General features: G+C 53.8%; 28 protein-coding genes. All 28 read right to left on the bottom strand.

Annotated features, from left to right (window positions below):
* Positions 1–124: 124 nt before the first annotated feature.
* Positions 125–520: a 50S ribosomal protein L17 gene (gene rplQ, locus ACFQUU_RS11785; RefSeq protein WP_057289747.1), complete on the bottom strand. Its 396-nt coding sequence runs from the start codon at positions 518–520 to the stop codon at positions 125–127.
* A gap of 229 nt (positions 521–749) precedes the next feature.
* On the bottom strand, positions 750–1,727 hold the full coding sequence (locus ACFQUU_RS11780; protein WP_057289746.1) for a DNA-directed RNA polymerase subunit alpha: 978 nt from the start codon (positions 1,725–1,727) through the stop codon (positions 750–752).
* 101 nt (positions 1,728–1,828) lie between these two features.
* Positions 1,829–2,452, bottom strand: a complete 624-nt coding sequence (rpsD, locus tag ACFQUU_RS11775; RefSeq protein ID WP_382247227.1) for a 30S ribosomal protein S4 — start codon at positions 2,450–2,452, stop codon at positions 1,829–1,831.
* A 181-nt stretch (positions 2,453–2,633) separates the two neighbouring features.
* Positions 2,634–3,038 (bottom strand): 30S ribosomal protein S11, encoded by a 405-nt coding sequence (gene rpsK / locus ACFQUU_RS11770; RefSeq protein ID WP_057289744.1) that lies wholly within the window; start codon positions 3,036–3,038, stop codon positions 2,634–2,636.
* 42 nt (positions 3,039–3,080) lie between these two features.
* On the bottom strand, positions 3,081–3,446 hold the full coding sequence (gene rpsM, locus ACFQUU_RS11765; RefSeq protein WP_057289743.1) for a 30S ribosomal protein S13: 366 nt from the start codon (positions 3,444–3,446) through the stop codon (positions 3,081–3,083).
* A gap of 28 nt (positions 3,447–3,474) precedes the next feature.
* On the bottom strand, positions 3,475–3,588 hold the full coding sequence (gene rpmJ / locus ACFQUU_RS11760) for a 50S ribosomal protein L36 (protein WP_014004415.1): 114 nt from the start codon (positions 3,586–3,588) through the stop codon (positions 3,475–3,477).
* 31 nt (positions 3,589–3,619) lie between these two features.
* Positions 3,620–3,838 (bottom strand): translation initiation factor IF-1, encoded by a 219-nt coding sequence (gene infA / locus ACFQUU_RS11755; RefSeq protein ID WP_005663428.1) that lies wholly within the window; start codon positions 3,836–3,838, stop codon positions 3,620–3,622.
* A gap of 36 nt (positions 3,839–3,874) precedes the next feature.
* A complete protein-coding gene (gene secY / locus ACFQUU_RS11750) occupies positions 3,875–5,206 on the bottom strand; it encodes a preprotein translocase subunit SecY (protein WP_382247220.1) in 1,332 nt (443 codons plus the stop codon).
* Positions 5,207–5,231: 25 nt separating this feature from the next.
* A complete protein-coding gene (gene rplO / locus ACFQUU_RS11745; protein WP_057289741.1) occupies positions 5,232–5,663 on the bottom strand; it encodes a 50S ribosomal protein L15 in 432 nt (143 codons plus the stop codon).
* 27 nt (positions 5,664–5,690) lie between these two features.
* Positions 5,691–5,870 (bottom strand): 50S ribosomal protein L30, encoded by a 180-nt coding sequence (rpmD, locus tag ACFQUU_RS11740; protein WP_057289740.1) that lies wholly within the window; start codon positions 5,868–5,870, stop codon positions 5,691–5,693.
* 10 nt (positions 5,871–5,880) lie between these two features.
* Complete coding sequence (gene rpsE / locus ACFQUU_RS11735) at positions 5,881–6,402, bottom strand: 30S ribosomal protein S5 (protein WP_057289739.1); 522 nt, start codon at positions 6,400–6,402, stop codon at positions 5,881–5,883.
* Between the two features lie 12 nt (positions 6,403–6,414).
* The gene (gene rplR / locus ACFQUU_RS11730) at positions 6,415–6,777 is read right to left on the bottom strand and encodes a 50S ribosomal protein L18 (RefSeq protein ID WP_057289738.1); all 363 of its coding nucleotides are present in this window, start codon (positions 6,775–6,777) and stop codon (positions 6,415–6,417) included.
* Positions 6,778–6,788: 11 nt separating this feature from the next.
* Positions 6,789–7,322, bottom strand: coding sequence for a 50S ribosomal protein L6 (gene rplF / locus ACFQUU_RS11725; RefSeq protein WP_382247217.1), 534 nt, complete (start codon positions 7,320–7,322; stop codon positions 6,789–6,791).
* Between the two features lie 10 nt (positions 7,323–7,332).
* Entirely contained in the window at positions 7,333–7,728 is a 396-nt protein-coding gene (rpsH, locus tag ACFQUU_RS11720) for a 30S ribosomal protein S8 (RefSeq protein WP_057289736.1), read from the bottom strand.
* 14 nt (positions 7,729–7,742) lie between these two features.
* Positions 7,743–8,048 carry a 30S ribosomal protein S14 gene (rpsN, locus tag ACFQUU_RS11715; RefSeq protein ID WP_057289735.1) on the bottom strand — a complete coding sequence of 102 codons (306 nt, stop codon included), beginning with the start codon at positions 8,046–8,048 and terminating at the stop codon, positions 7,743–7,745.
* 7 nt (positions 8,049–8,055) lie between these two features.
* Positions 8,056–8,595 carry a 50S ribosomal protein L5 gene (gene rplE, locus ACFQUU_RS11710; RefSeq protein ID WP_057289734.1) on the bottom strand — a complete coding sequence of 180 codons (540 nt, stop codon included), beginning with the start codon at positions 8,593–8,595 and terminating at the stop codon, positions 8,056–8,058.
* Between the two features lie 6 nt (positions 8,596–8,601).
* Positions 8,602–8,916, bottom strand: coding sequence for a 50S ribosomal protein L24 (gene rplX, locus ACFQUU_RS11705; protein WP_382247213.1), 315 nt, complete (start codon positions 8,914–8,916; stop codon positions 8,602–8,604).
* 9 nt (positions 8,917–8,925) lie between these two features.
* Positions 8,926–9,294, bottom strand: a complete 369-nt coding sequence (gene rplN / locus ACFQUU_RS11700; protein ID WP_057289732.1) for a 50S ribosomal protein L14 — start codon at positions 9,292–9,294, stop codon at positions 8,926–8,928.
* A gap of 260 nt (positions 9,295–9,554) precedes the next feature.
* A complete protein-coding gene (rpsQ, locus tag ACFQUU_RS11695; protein ID WP_057289731.1) occupies positions 9,555–9,827 on the bottom strand; it encodes a 30S ribosomal protein S17 in 273 nt (90 codons plus the stop codon).
* Complete coding sequence (gene rpmC / locus ACFQUU_RS11690; protein WP_057289730.1) at positions 9,827–10,018, bottom strand: 50S ribosomal protein L29; 192 nt, start codon at positions 10,016–10,018, stop codon at positions 9,827–9,829. Before rpmC ends, rpsQ begins: the two co-directional genes overlap by 1 nt.
* A gap of 12 nt (positions 10,019–10,030) precedes the next feature.
* Entirely contained in the window at positions 10,031–10,450 is a 420-nt protein-coding gene (rplP, locus tag ACFQUU_RS11685) for a 50S ribosomal protein L16 (RefSeq protein ID WP_057289729.1), read from the bottom strand.
* 2 nt (positions 10,451–10,452) lie between these two features.
* Positions 10,453–11,289, bottom strand: a complete 837-nt coding sequence (gene rpsC / locus ACFQUU_RS11680) for a 30S ribosomal protein S3 (RefSeq protein ID WP_382247210.1) — start codon at positions 11,287–11,289, stop codon at positions 10,453–10,455.
* Positions 11,290–11,298: 9 nt separating this feature from the next.
* Positions 11,299–11,631: a 50S ribosomal protein L22 gene (rplV, locus tag ACFQUU_RS11675; protein WP_200960885.1), complete on the bottom strand. Its 333-nt coding sequence runs from the start codon at positions 11,629–11,631 to the stop codon at positions 11,299–11,301.
* A 6-nt stretch (positions 11,632–11,637) separates the two neighbouring features.
* A complete protein-coding gene (gene rpsS, locus ACFQUU_RS11670; RefSeq protein WP_040039182.1) occupies positions 11,638–11,913 on the bottom strand; it encodes a 30S ribosomal protein S19 in 276 nt (91 codons plus the stop codon).
* 10 nt (positions 11,914–11,923) lie between these two features.
* Positions 11,924–12,751: a 50S ribosomal protein L2 gene (gene rplB / locus ACFQUU_RS11665; protein WP_382247207.1), complete on the bottom strand. Its 828-nt coding sequence runs from the start codon at positions 12,749–12,751 to the stop codon at positions 11,924–11,926.
* Positions 12,751–13,068 (bottom strand): 50S ribosomal protein L23, encoded by a 318-nt coding sequence (gene rplW, locus ACFQUU_RS11660; RefSeq protein WP_057289726.1) that lies wholly within the window; start codon positions 13,066–13,068, stop codon positions 12,751–12,753. Before rplW ends, rplB begins: the two co-directional genes overlap by 1 nt.
* Positions 13,065–13,685 carry a 50S ribosomal protein L4 gene (rplD, locus tag ACFQUU_RS11655; protein ID WP_057289725.1) on the bottom strand — a complete coding sequence of 207 codons (621 nt, stop codon included), beginning with the start codon at positions 13,683–13,685 and terminating at the stop codon, positions 13,065–13,067. The genes rplW and rplD overlap by 4 nt, the downstream gene beginning before the upstream one ends.
* Before the next feature lie 3 nt (positions 13,686–13,688).
* A complete protein-coding gene (rplC, locus tag ACFQUU_RS11650; protein ID WP_382247204.1) occupies positions 13,689–14,345 on the bottom strand; it encodes a 50S ribosomal protein L3 in 657 nt (218 codons plus the stop codon).
* Positions 14,346–14,471 lie beyond the last annotated feature (126 nt).

Raw genomic sequence — 14,471 nt, 5'->3', positions numbered from 1 at the left:
AAAGCAGCCATCTTGCCACAAACGAAAAAGCTTTATTCTTCAGGGTGAGGAAAGCAAAAAAGCCAGGCTAGGCCTGGCTTTTCTACGTTAGTACTCTTGTCGCTAGTAACAGTGTTCCGTTCAATCACTCAGCAGTCTGAACTTCTTCAGCGTCGCTGACTTCTGGACGGTCAACCAGCTCAACGAATGCCATCGGCGCGTTGTCACCCTGACGGAAACCCATTTTCAGGATACGCAGGTAACCACCGTTACGGTTTGCATAACGCGGGCCGAGTTCGGAAAACAGCTTGCTTACGATTTCGCGGTCACGCAGGCGGCTGAAGGCCAGGCGCTTGTTCGACAGATTGTCGGTCTTGCCCAAAGTCAGGATTGGCTCAACGACGCGGCGCAGTTCCTTTGCTTTCGGCAGTGTAGTCTTGATTGCTTCATGACGCAGCAGCGAGACGGTCATGTTGCGGAGCATCGCTAGGCGGTGCGACGAGGTACGATTCAGTTTACGAAGGCCGTGACGATGGCGCATGGTATTTCCTTTCAGTTTTTGAGTTTAATTCCAGCTCTTCTATCGACAGACCATAGTCAAAGTCTGTTGCGGGCCGGTAAATGTTTAATACTGCACAAATGTGCAATCACCAGGTAAAACAATTACTGGACTACTTTTCTGTTTCTACTTCTTATTCCGCCCACCGACCGGGAACGAGTCGCGGCCAGGGAGACAACAGGAGCGGCATTATAACCGCTCTCCGTTGGAATTACTTTTCAAGGCCAGCCGGTGGCCAGTTTTCGAGCTTCATGCCGAGTGTCAGCCCTCGCGATGCCAGAACTTCCTTGATTTCGTTCAGGGACTTGCGGCCAAGGTTCGGGGTCTTCAACAGTTCGTTTTCGCTGCGCTGGATCAGGTCGCCGATGTAATAAATGTTTTCGGCTTTCAGGCAGTTTGCGGAACGGACGGTCAACTCCAGATCGTCGACTGGACGCAGCAGGATTGGATCGACCGACGGTGCGCGTGAAGGCGCTTCGGCAGCAGCTTCTGTACCTTCCAGGGCAGCAAACACGTTGAGCTGGTCTACCAGGACACGCGCCGACTGGCGAATTGCTTCTTCCGGCGTAATAACGCCGTTGGTTTCGATATTGATGACCAGCTTATCGAGGTCAGTACGCTGTTCCACGCGAGCCGATTCAACAGCATAAGAAACGCGACGTACCGGCGAAAACGACGCATCAAGGATAATGCGACCGATAGTCTTATTTGCGTCTTCGGAAAGACGGCGAACGTTACCGGGAACATAACCACGTCCCTTCTCAACCTTGATCTGCATGTCCAGCTTACCACCTGCAGTCAGGTGAGCGATAACGTGTTCCGGATTGATCAGCTCAACGTCGTGCGGCAAGTCGATATCCGATGCCAAGACCGCGCCTTCACCATCTTTTTTCAGGGTCAGGGTGACTTCATCACGGTTATGCAGTTTGAAAACCACGCCTTTGAGATTAAGCAGCATATCGACCACGTCTTCCTGTACGCCGTCGAGCGATGAGTATTCGTGTACGACGCCAGCAATCGTCACTTCGGTTGGCGCATAACCAACCATGGACGACAGCAGCACGCGACGCAGTGCGTTACCGAGCGTGTGGCCATAGCCGCGCTCAAAAGGCTCCATGACGACCTTCGCGTGGCCGGACCCAAGTGCTTCAACTTCAATAATACGGGGCTTCAACAGACTGTTTTGCATGAAATGTCCTTTTCAATACCCTCGGCTCGTTACACCGATAAGGCTGATGGCATTACAAAAAAACCTGCCCCTTCGACAAAGGGGCAGGCAGGGATACTTGATTAGCGGGAATACAATTCGACGATCAGCGATTCGTTGACGTCGTTGGCAATCTCTGTACGGTCCGGCATCGATTTGAAGGTGCCTTCCATCTTCTTCGCGTCCACAGCAACCCACGATGGCATGCCGCTCTGCTCAGCGAGCGACAGAGCCTCGACAATACGCGCCTGCTTCTTCGCCTTTTCACGAACAGCAACGACGTCGCCGGACTGAACCTGATAGGAAGCGATGTTGACAACTTCGCCATTGACCGTAAATGCCTTGTGGCTGACCAGCTGACGTGCTTCGGCACGTGTAGAGCCAAAGCCCATACGGTATGCAACGTTGTCCAGACGAGATTCGAGGAGCTTCAACAGGTTTTCACCGGTATTGCCCTTGCGGCGATCCGCTTCAGCAAAATAGCGGCGGAACTGGCGCTCGAGAATTCCGTACATACGCTTGACCTTCTGCTTTTCACGCAGCTGATTACCGTAGTCAGAAGTACGCGCACCGGAGGTACGGCCATGTTGGCCGGGCTTGGAGTCCAGCTTGCACTTGGAGTCTAGCGACCGACGGGTGCTCTTCAGGAAGAGGTCTGTGCCTTCACGGCGGGAGAGTTTTGCTTTCGGTCCGATATAACGTGCCACGTTAATTTCCTTTATTTTATGACGCCCCGACCAGAGGTCGTTCAGTCGACGATCTGCCAGGCGCTAGTCTGCTTCAGTTTCAAGCAGACGGTGGTCTTAAGAACAAAACCCGCCAAGATCATTGGCGGGCAGTTTTTCTGCGATAACTGCAACGACTACCAACAACTAAACAGCTAAGTGTTTAGATGCGGCGACGCTTTGGTGGACGGCAACCGTTGTGCGGAACCGGCGTCACGTCCTGGATCTGCGTAATCTTAATACCGAGATTATTCAATGCACGAACAGCCGATTCGCGACCCGGGCCCGGGCCCTTGATACGAACTTCTAGGTTCTTCACGCCGCACTCGATGGCAACCTTGCCAGCCGCTTCTGCCGCAACCTGCGCTGCAAACGGGGTCGATTTACGCGAACCCTTGAAGCCTGCACCACCGGATGTCGCCCATGACAGGGCATTACCTTGACGATCGGTAATAGTAATGATGGTGTTGTTGAAGGACGCGTGGATATGCGCGATACCTTCGGCAACATTCTTTTTAACTTTCTTGCGCACGCGTGCTGCTGCGGCGTTATTCGGGGCTTTTGCCATGGTAATTTCCTTGAATCCGACTTCGAATCAAACTGCGCTGGATTATTTCTTCAGCGACTGAGCTGCTTTACGCGGGCCTTTGCGAGTGCGCGCATTAGTGCGGGTGCGCTGGCCACGGCAAGGCAAGCCCTTACGATGACGCAGGCCGCGATAGCAACCCAAGTCCATCAGACGCTTGATGTTCATCGAGACTTCACGACGCAGGTCACCTTCGACGACGAATTTGCCAATCTCGTCGCGCAGCTTTTCCAGCTCGTTATCGTCCAGATCCTTGACCTTCTTGGTGGTCGGAACACCTGTCAGCTTGCAGATCTCCAGCGAGCGGGAAAGCCCGATCCCAAAGATTGCGGTCAAGCCGATAACGGTGTGTTGGTGATTGGGGATGTTCACCCCTGCAATACGTGCCATTCGTTATTCCTCGATCAATAACGTTAAATTAACCTTGGCGCTGTTTATGACGCGGTTCTGTGCAGATAACACGAACTACGCCTTTGCGCTTGATGATCTTACAGTTGCGGCAGATCCGCTTTACTGATGCGAGCACTTTCATTTTTGCCCTCTTTCTTACAGTTCTAGTTACTTTACTTGGTACGGAACACGATACGTGCCCGGCTCAAATCGTAGGGTGTCAATTCCACCGTGACTTTATCACCAGGAAGAATACGAATATAGTTCATCCGCATTTTCCCGGAGATGTGCCCGAGAACCACGTGCCCGTTTTCCAACTTGACTCGAAATGTTGCATTCGGAAGATTCTCAAGAATCTCACCCTGCATCTGAATTACGTCGTCTTTTGCCATTCGTTCTGCTCGTTATCCTGGACTATCCCGCCCGCATTAGCGAGTCGGAATGCCGCCCTTGAAATTCGCTTTACGAAGGAGCGATTCGTACTGTTGCGACATCACGTAATTCTGCACCTGAGCCATGAAGTCCATTGTCACGACAACGATGATCAGCAATGACGTACCACCGAAGTAGAACGGCACTTTCCATCGAGCGATCAGGAACTCAGGCAACAAACACACCAGCGTGATATACACCGCACCAACCAGCGTCAGACGCATCAGAATCTTGTCGATGTATCGCGCAGTTTGGTCACCCGGACGAATACCCGGAACAAACGCACCACTCTTCTTCAAATTGTCTGCGGTCTCTTTGCTATTAAATACCAACGCGGTATAGAAGAAGCAAAAGAACACAATTGCCACAGCGTACAACAGCGCATGAATCGGTTCACCAGGAGCCAAGGACGCAGCCAGATCCTTTAGAAAACGAACAAATCCGTTACTCGCGTCCCCAGAAGTAAACCAACTGGTAATTGTTGCCGGAAACAAGATTATCGACGATGCGAAAATTGGCGGAATTACACCTGCCATATTAAGCTTAAGAGGCAAATGGCTACTCTGCCCTCCGTAAATCTTGTTGCCAACTTGGCGCTTTGCATAGTTGACGAGAATCTTGCGCTGGCCACGTTCAATGAAAACCACGAGGAACGTAACCGCTGCAACGATGACGCAAATCAAAATTGCTGACAGCGCATTCATCGATCCAGTTCGAACGAGTTCGAATAAGCCACCAACCGCACTAGGCAAACCTGCTGCAATACCGGCAAAGATGATGATCGAAATCCCGTTACCTAAGCCGCGTTCCGTAATCTGTTCCCCGAGCCACATGAGAAACATCGTTCCGGTGACCAACGTCACAACCGTCGTAAAACGGAAGGCCATCCCCGGATCGATCACGAGTCCAGCTTGCGATTCAAGTGCTACCGCAATACCAAGCGCTTGGAATGTCGCAAGCACCAACGTGCCATATCGCGTGTACTGCGTAATTTTGCGCCGGCCCGCTTCGCCCTCTTTTTTCAAAGCCTCGAGCTGCGGAGACACGATCGACATTAACTGCATGATGATCGACGCCGAAATATACGGCATGATCCCCAGTGCAAAAATTGTGAATCGCGACAACGCACCTCCAGAGAACATGTTAAACATGCCCAGAATACCGCTCTGGTTTTGCTTGAACAGGTCCGCAAGCTGTGTCGGGTCAATACCCGGCACCGGGATGTGCGCGCCGATACGATAAACCACTAACGCGGCAAGCAGGAACCATAGTCGGCCCCATGGAAAACCGCTTGCTGCACTCTTAGCGAGTTGGGGTGTCGTCGCCAATTCTTGCTCCGGTTAAATCGGGTGCTTACGCAACCGAACCACCAGCGGCTTCGATTGCAGCCTTGGCGCCTTTGGTAGCGATCAAACCCTTGATCGTTACTTTCTTGCTCAGCTCGCCCGCCTTGATAACGCGAACGACGCGAGCCAACTCAGAAACGAGACCTGCCTGCTTTAATGCCAGCACATCGATCTCTGAAACCGGCAGATTTTCAAGGTCACCGAGGCGAACTTCTGCCTTGTACGGCGTTGCCAGCGACTTGAAGCCGCGTTTTGGCAAACGACGCTGCAAAGGCATCTGACCGCCCTCAAATCCGACTTTATGAAAACCGCCAGAACGCGATTTTTGTCCTTTGTGACCGCGGCCGGCAGTCTTGCCCAAGCCCGAGCCGATGCCGCGTCCGACGCGACGCTTAGCATGCTTAGCGCCGTCTGCGGGTTGAATTGTATTCAATTCCATGATTTGCTCCGTTCGTAAGCGCTGGGCTTACGAAACCACTTTCACGAGATACGAAACCTTGTTGATCATGCCGCGTACAGACGGCGTGTCTTGCAGTTCCGAGACCGAATTCACACGACGCAGCCCGAGGCCGCGCACGGTGGCGCGATGGTCCTGGCGAGTGCCGATCAGGCCCTTAACCAGTTTCACTTTAATTGTGTTTGCCATTCGGATCACCTCAACCCAGAATTTCTTCAACCGACTTACCGCGCTTTGCAGCGATTTCGGAAGGAGTATTCATTTTTGACAGGCCGTCGATCGTAGCACGGACCATATTGTATGGATTGGTCGAACCGTTCGACTTTGCCACCACGTTCGTTACACCCATAACTTCGAAGATTGCGCGCATCGGGCCACCAGCAATAACGCCAGTACCGTCTTTTGCCGGCGAAATCATGACCGACGAAGCGCCATGCTTACCAGTTACAGTGTGCTGAAGCGTGCCATTCTTCAAGGTGACCTTGATCATCTTGCGACGAGCTTCTTCCATTGCTTTCTGCACTGCAACCGGCACTTCTTTCGACTTGCCCTTGCCCATGCCGATGCGACCATCGCCGTCGCCGACCACTGCCAACGCTGCGAAACCCATGATACGGCCGCCCTTGACCACTTTGGTCACACGGTTAACCGCGATCATCTTTTCGCGCATGCCGTCGTCGCGCTCTTCGCCTTGCGGCGTCTTTGCTTGCATTTTTGCCATGACGATTTTTCCTTAGAACTTCAGACCGGCTTCGCGTGCCGCTTCTGCCACTGCCTTAACACGGCCGTGATAGCGGAAACCGGAACGGTCGAATGCGACTTCGGCGATACCTGCCTTCAAAGCCTTCTCTGCAACGCGCTTGCCGACCAAGGCAGCCGCAGCGGCGTTGCCGCCCTTGCCTGTCTTGCCAGCGAGCTCCTGACGCACTTCGGCTTCCAACGTAGATGCGGATGCCAATATCGTGGCGTCCGGACCGATGATGTTTGCGTAAATGTGCAGGTTGGTGCGATGCACGGCCAGGCGATTCACCTTTAACTCTGCAATCTTGGCACGTGTCTGACGTGCGCGGCGCAGGCGTGATTGTTTCTTGTCCATGGTCAACCCCTTTACTTCTTCTTCGTTTCTTTGAGCGTGACCACTTCGTCCACATAACGGACGCCCTTGCCCTTGTAAGGCTCAGGACTGCGGTAAGCACGGACTTCAGCAGCGGTCTGACCAACCTTTTGCTTGTCAACGCCCTTGATCACGATTTCGGTCTGTGACGGTGTTTCGCATTTCACACCGGCAGGCATCTGATGAACCACCGGATGCGAGAAGCCGAGCGATAGGTTCAACTTGTCGCCTTGGGCCTGGGCACGATATCCCACACCGACGAGAGACAGCTTCTTTTCGAAACCCTTCGTTACGCCGTTCACCATGTTGTTCACCAGCGCACGCAGCGTTCCCGACATAGCGTTCGCTTCACGAGTTTCATCAGCTGGCGTGAACAACAGAGTGTTGTTTTCGTTTACTACTTTGACCAGCCCATTTAATGGCATGGACAGGGTTCCAAGGGAACCCTTGACAGTAATCCTGTCTGCAGCGATCGTCACTTCCACACCTGCCGGAAGTGCGATGGGCATTTTACCAACACGAGACATCTTGCACTCCTTAGGCCACGTAGCAAATCACTTCGCCACCGACACCGGTTGCGCGTGCTTTGCGATCTGTCATCACACCCTTAGGCGTGGAGACGATTGCCACACCAAGGCCGTTCATTACGCTCGGAATGTCATCCTTACCCTTGTAAATACGAAGGCCAGGGCGAGACACGCGCTCGAGGCGCTCGATAACGGGACGACCAGCATAATATTTCAGGCCAATTTTCAATTCAGCCTTGCCTTCTGCTTCGGATACCGCGAAGTCTTCGATGTAACCCTCGTCCTTGAGGACGTTGGCAATCGCCACCTTGACTTTGGACGACGGCATTGCAACCGTAGTCTTCTGAACGCCTTGGGCGTTGCGAATGCGGGTCAGCATATCGGCGATAGGATCGCTCATACTCATTGCTTGTTCTCCTATTACCAGCTAGCTTTAGTGATGCCCGGGATTTCGCCGCGCATGGCGATTTCACGGATCTTTGTACGCGCCAAACCGAACTTGCGGAAGGTACCACGCGGACGACCGGTCAAAGCGCAACGATTGCGCTGACGAGTCGGGTTCGCGTTGCGCGGCAGCGCCTGCAACTTCAGGCGCGCTTCATAGCGCTCTTCTTCCGATTTGGTTTGATCATCGATGATTGCCTTCAACTCGGCACGCTTGCCGGCATATTTCTTTACCAGGTCAGCGCGCTTTTGTTCACGGTTAATCAGTGCCAGTTTTGCCATGGCATCCTCAGTTTCTGAACGGGAATTTAAATGCGGCGAGCAGAGCTTTCGCTTCGTCGTCGGTCTTCGCAGTCGTGGTAATGCTGATGTTCATACCACGCAGCGCGTCGATCTTGTCGTACTCAATCTCGGGGAAAATGATCTGCTCTTTCACACCGATGTTGTAGTTGCCACGACCATCAAACGCACGACCGGAGACACCACGGAAGTCACGCACACGCGGCAGCGCGACAGTGATAAGGCGGTCCAGGAATTCGTACATACGCGCGCCGCGGAGAGTCACCATGCAGCCGATCGGATAGCCTTCGCGGATCTTAAATCCAGCGATCGCTTTACGAGCCTTGGTAACCACCGGCTTCTGGCCAGCGATCTTTGTCAGGTCGCCAACTGCGTGCTCGATGATCTTCTTGTCCGCAACCGCTTCCGAAAGACCCATGTTCAGGGTGATCTTGGTCAGGCGCGGGACTTCCATCACAGACTTGTAACCAAATTTGCTGGTCAGGTCGGCGACGACTTTTTCTTTATAAAATTGTTGGAGACGGGCCATGATGTCTTACACCTTAACGACTTCGCCGCTCGACTTGTAAACGCGGACCTTCTTGCCGTCCACATCCTTAAAGCCTACGCGATCTGCCTTGCCAGTCGCCGCATTGAACAATGCAACGTTGGACACGTGAATTGGCATCAGCTTGTCGACGATGCCGCCAGTTGTACCGGTCATCGGGTTTGGCTTCGTCGCTTTTTTGGCAACGTTTACGCCTTCCACCACGATGTAGTTGGCATCGACGCGCTGCGTAACCACCCCGCGCTTGCCCTTATCCTTACCGGTCAGGACGATGACTTCGTCGCTTTTCCGAATCTTATCCATGACGACTCCTTACAGAACTTCAGGCGCGAGCGACACGATCTTCATAAAACGCTCGGTACGCAACTCCCGCGTTACCGGCCCGAAAATGCGTGTGCCGATCGGCTCAAGCTTGGCATTCAGCAACACTGCTGCGTTGCCATCGAATTTAACCAGCGAACCATCCTGGCGGCGCACACCCTTGGCTGTACGAACGACCACGGCGTTATAGATTTCGCCTTTTTTGACACGACCACGCGGCGCAGCGGATTTCACCGTGACCTTGATGACATCGCCGATGCTGGCATAACGGCGCTTGGAACCACCCAGCACCTTAATGCACATGACTTCACGCGCACCCGTGTTGTCGGCTACTTCGAGCCGGCTTTCAGTTTGAATCATAGTATTTTCTTTCCCAACTTAATCCGCTCTCCGCCCAACGCGGGTTTGCGGTCAGTCTTGGTCCTGTCAGCCGACTTAGCAAAGCCGCGCCGATTAGGTGGACGGTTACAAAAACTACTGCAGCACAGTCAAATTGCTACTGCGCGAACTTTTCGAACTGCAGGGCACTTCCTTTGATTCCCGCAAAATGACTTTACGAGAACCAAGCCCAGCATTATGACAGCATAACGCCGGGCTCGCAACAACTAAAAGCAGACAAATTAGACGATTTGTGCGACTTGCACCACACGTGTAACCGACCATGCCTTTGTCTTGGAAATCGGACGACCTTCTTGAATTTCAACGGTATCGCCTTCTTTCGCCTGGTTTGCTTCGTCGTGCGCGTGATACTTGTTGGAACGCACAACAATCTTGCCGTACAGCGGGTGCTTGACGCGACGCTCGACTAGAACGGTCACGGTCTTGTCCATCTTGTCAGAGACCACCTTGCCAATCAGCGTGCGCTTAAGCGACTGTTTCACTTGATCGTTCATTACTTGGCGTCCTTCTGATTCATGACGGTTTTGACGCGCGCGATGTCGCGACGCACCTTCTTGAGTTGAGCGGTGTTGTTCAGCTGCTGCGTTGCGATTTGCATACGCAGACCGAATTGCGCCTTAAGCAACTCGTTAAGCTCTTTTTGCAGAGCCGCCTCATCCTTGCCGCGGAGTTCAGATGCTTTCATGTTTCACTCCTCTTATTGGCCGACTTGACGGATCACGAAGGTCGTCGACAGTGGCAGCTTAGCAGCTGCCAGGCGGAACGCCTCGCGTGCCAGCGCTTCGTCAACGCCGTCCATCTCGTACAGCACTTTACCCGGCTGGATTTCAGCCACGTAGTACTCCGGGTTACCCTTACCGTTACCCATACGCACTTCAGCAGGCTTATTGGAAATCGGCTTGTCCGGGAAAATGCGGATCCAGATACGTCCGCCACGCTTGATATGACGCGTCATTGCACGACGCGCCGCTTCAATTTGGCGAGCGGTAATACGGCCGCGACCGACCGCTTTAAGGCCAAATTCGCCGAACGATACGGCGGTGCCGCGCTCGTGCGAAATGCCCTTGTTGCGGCCTTTTTGCTCTTTACGATATTTTCTGCGTGCTGGTTGCAGCATGATTATTCTCCTGCTTTCTCAGCCGGTGCCGCGCCATCAGCCTTCTTAGGGGCACGAACGCGCGTGGCAGCCGGTTTGGTACCCGGGGCTCCATCGGAACCTTCAGGCTTCCTGGGACGCGGACGGCCGCCCGGCTTACCATCGTCACGACGCGGGCCACGACGCTTCTTATCGTCGTCAGCTGGCGTCTCGATGGTCGGAGCTTCACCGCTAGCGAGGCGATCGCCTTTGTAGACCCAGACCTTGATACCGATGATGCCGTAGGTTGTTTCTGCTTCGCCGAAACCGTAATCGATGTCAGCACGAAGTGTGTGCAGAGGCACACGACCTTCGCGGTACCATTCTTTACGGGCGATCTCGATTCCATTCAGACGGCCAGATGACATGATCTTGATGCCTTGTGCACCAAGACGCATTGCATTCTGCATCGCACGCTTCATCGCACGGCGGAACATGATGCGCTTTTCCAATTGTTGCGCGATTGAATCGGCGATCAACTGCGCATCAACCTCCGGCTTGCGAATTTCTTCGATATTGACGTGAACGGGCACGCCCATCAGCTTAGTCAGGTCAGACTTCAGAACTTCGATGTCCTCGCCCTTCTTACCGATTACAACTCCCGGACGGGAGCTGAATATGGTGATGCGTGCGTTCTTCGCCGGACGCTCGATAACGATGCGACCAACCGAAGCGTTTTTCAGTTTCTTCTTCAGGTAGGCACGAACGTCCAGGTCTTCGTTCAGCATGGTGGCAAAGTTGCTATTGCCAGCATACCAACGGGAACCCCAGTTACGTGTAACCGAAAGACGGAAACCGGTTGGGTGAATTTTCTGTCCCATCGTGACTCCTTAGTTACCGACAGTCACGTAGATGTGACAGGTCTGCTTCGAGATGCGATCACCACGGCCTTTTGCACGCGCGATGAAGCGCTTCAGGACCGCACCTTTTTCGACGTAGATCGTCTTGACCTTCAGTTCGTCAATGTCAGCGCCGTCATTGTGCTCAGCGTTCGCGATCGCGGACTCGAGCACCTGCTTAATAATGACTGCACCCTTTTTCGGGCTGAATGCCAGGATGTTCAACGCTTGGTCGACTTTCTTGCCGCGAATCAGATCCGCAACGAGGCGACCTTTCTGTTCCGACAGGCGTGCGCCGCGGAGGATAGCTTTAGTTTCCATCATCGCACCTTATTTCTTAGCCTTTTTATCGGCGGCGTGACCCTTGAACGTACGGGTCAGCGCAAATTCGCCGAGCTTGTGACCGACCATGTTTTCAGACACATAAACCGGCACGTGCTGCTTGCCATTGTGTACTGCGATCGTCAAGCCAATGAAATCCGGCATGATGGTCGAACGACGGGACCAGGTTTTGATCGGCTTTTTGTCTTTCGTCGCTTGCGCGGCTTCGACCTTTTTGATCAGGTGGGCGTCACAAAACGGCCCTTTTTTCAATGAACGTGTCATGTGTTACCCCTTATTTCTTGCCACGGCGCGAGACGATCATCGACGTCGTACGCTTGTTACGACGCGTCTTCTTGCCCTTGGTCTGCTGGCCCCACGGCGACACCGGATGACGACCCGCTGCTGTACGACCTTCACCACCACCGTGCGGGTGGTCGATCGGGTTCATCACTACGCCGCGGACGGTCGGGCGGACGCCGCGCCAACGCATTGCACCGGCTTTACCGATTTTGCGGAGGTTATGCTCGCCGTTACCAACTTCGCCGACTGTTGCACGGCACTCAATATGGACGCGTCGGACTTCGCCTGAGCGCAGGCGAACCTGAGCGTAGGTGCCTTCGCGCGCCATCAGCACTACACCAGCACCGGCGGTACGCGCCATCTGCGCGCCCTTGCCAGGCAACATTTCGACGCAGTGCATGGTCGTACCAACCGGGATATTGCGGATCGGCAGGCAGTTGCCCGCTTTGATCGGCGCCTCAGCGCCATTCATCAATTGATCACCGACAGCAACGCCTTTCGGGGCGATGATGTACTGGCGTTCGCCGTCCGCGTAGCACAGAAGGGCGATGTGTGCGCTACGGTTCGGGTCGTATTCGATACGCTCGACCTTAGCCGTGATGCCGTCCTTGTTGCGACGGAAGTCGATCACACGATAGTGGTGCTTATGACCGCCGCCGATGTGGCGAGTGGTAATGTGACCGTTATTGTTGCGACCGGCAGATTTGGACTTCTTCTCGACGAGAGCGGCGAACGGACGGCCTTTATAGAGGTCGGGATTAACGACCTTGACCATACCGCGACGACCAGCCGACGTCGGTTTCATTTTCACGAGTGCCATTATTTAGCCTCCTCGGTGAAGTTGATTTCCTGGCCTGGCTTCAGGCACACGTAAGCCTGGCGCACATGGTTACGGCGACCGGTGAAACGGCCTGCGCGCTTTTGCTTGCCCTGGCGATTCAACACCTGGACAGACTCCACTTGCACCTTGAACAGCAACTCAACGGCAGCTTTGATTTCCAGCTTGGTTGCGTCGGGCATTACACGGAAAACTACTTGCTCGTTTTTCTCAGCGACGAAGGTTGCCTTTTCCGAGATAACCGGAGCCAGCAGCACTTTCATCAGACGCTCTTCGCTATGCTTTACATTTGCGTTCATGCCAGCATCTCCTCAATCTTTGCCAATGCCGGCTTGGTGATCAAGACCTTCTTGTAGAACACCAGGGAGACAGGATCAGCATGACGCGGCTCGACGACCAGCACGTTCGGCAGATTGCGCGATGCGAGCAAGAGATTTTCGTCGAGGTTATCAGTAATGACGAGCACGGACTCAAGGCCCATGCCTTTCAGTTTTTGCGCAAGCAGCTTGGTTTTAGGCGCATCGACCGAAAGATTTTCGATTACCGACAGGCGACCTTCACGCGCCAACTGGGAGAGGATCGAGCAAAGACCTGCGCGATACATCTTTTTGTTGACCTTGTGCGAAAAGTTTTCGTCAGGCGAATTCGGGAAGATGCGACCGCCTCCGCGCCACAGCGGCGAGGAAGACATACCAGCGCGAGCACGGCCTGTGCCCTTTTGGCGCCATGGCTTCTTGGTTGTGTGGCTGACTTCTTCACGGTCTTTTTGCTTACGGTTTCCGCTACGAGCGTTTGCCTGATAAGCAACGACGACTTGGTGAATGAGCGCTTCATTGTAGTCGCGACCAAAAATGGTATCCGGCGCAGCAACGTTCGATGCGGCCTGACCTTGGTCGTTCAGGAGCTTCAGTTCCATCGTTTAGGCTCCCTTCTTTGCTTTGACTTTGACAGCAGGAAGAACGATCACTTGACCGTTTTTCGCGCCTGGAACAGCACCCTTGACCATCAGCAATTGACGCTCTGCGTCAACGCGGGCGATCTCGAGGTTCTGCACGGTAGTGGTAACATCACCCAAGTGACCGGTCATTCGCTTACCCGGGAAAACACGACCGGGGTCTTGCGCCATACCGATGGAACCTGGAACGTTGTGCGAGCGAGAGTTACCGTGCGTTGCACGACCTGAAGCAAAGTTGTAGCGCTTGATAGTACCGGCGTAACCCTTACCGATCGACACGCCTTGCACGTCCACTTTCTGACCAGCTTCAAACAAGCTGACAGCAATAGTGTCGCCTGCTTTCAGCTCGGAAGCCTTTGCAGCGTCGATACGGAATTCTTTGAGGACAGTACCAGCTTCAACACCTGCTTTTGCGAGGTGACCGGCTGCGGCTTTGTTAACCCGCGATGCACGGCGCTGACCATAAGTGACCTGAACAGCGGAATAACCATCTGTTTCAGAAGTTTTGATTTGTGTCACGCGGTTGTTGGATACGTCGAGCACAGTGACTGGGATTGTATCCCCGTCATCCGTGAAGATGCGCATCATACCAACCTTGCGACCAACAAGGCCTAGGCTCATTGTTTTCTCCATTCCCGCCTACGATTGGGCGGGGCTGATGTTTGTACAACTAAAACGTATTGGCACGGGTTCTCCGTGCCAATACCGAAGCCGAGCATTATAACCCGCGTTTTTTCATCACACAAC

Source organism: Herbaspirillum sp. GCM10030257 (assembly GCF_042666555.1).
Classification (GTDB): domain Bacteria; phylum Pseudomonadota; class Gammaproteobacteria; order Burkholderiales; family Burkholderiaceae_D; genus Noviherbaspirillum.
This window is presented reverse-complemented; position numbering and strand designations above follow the sequence as displayed.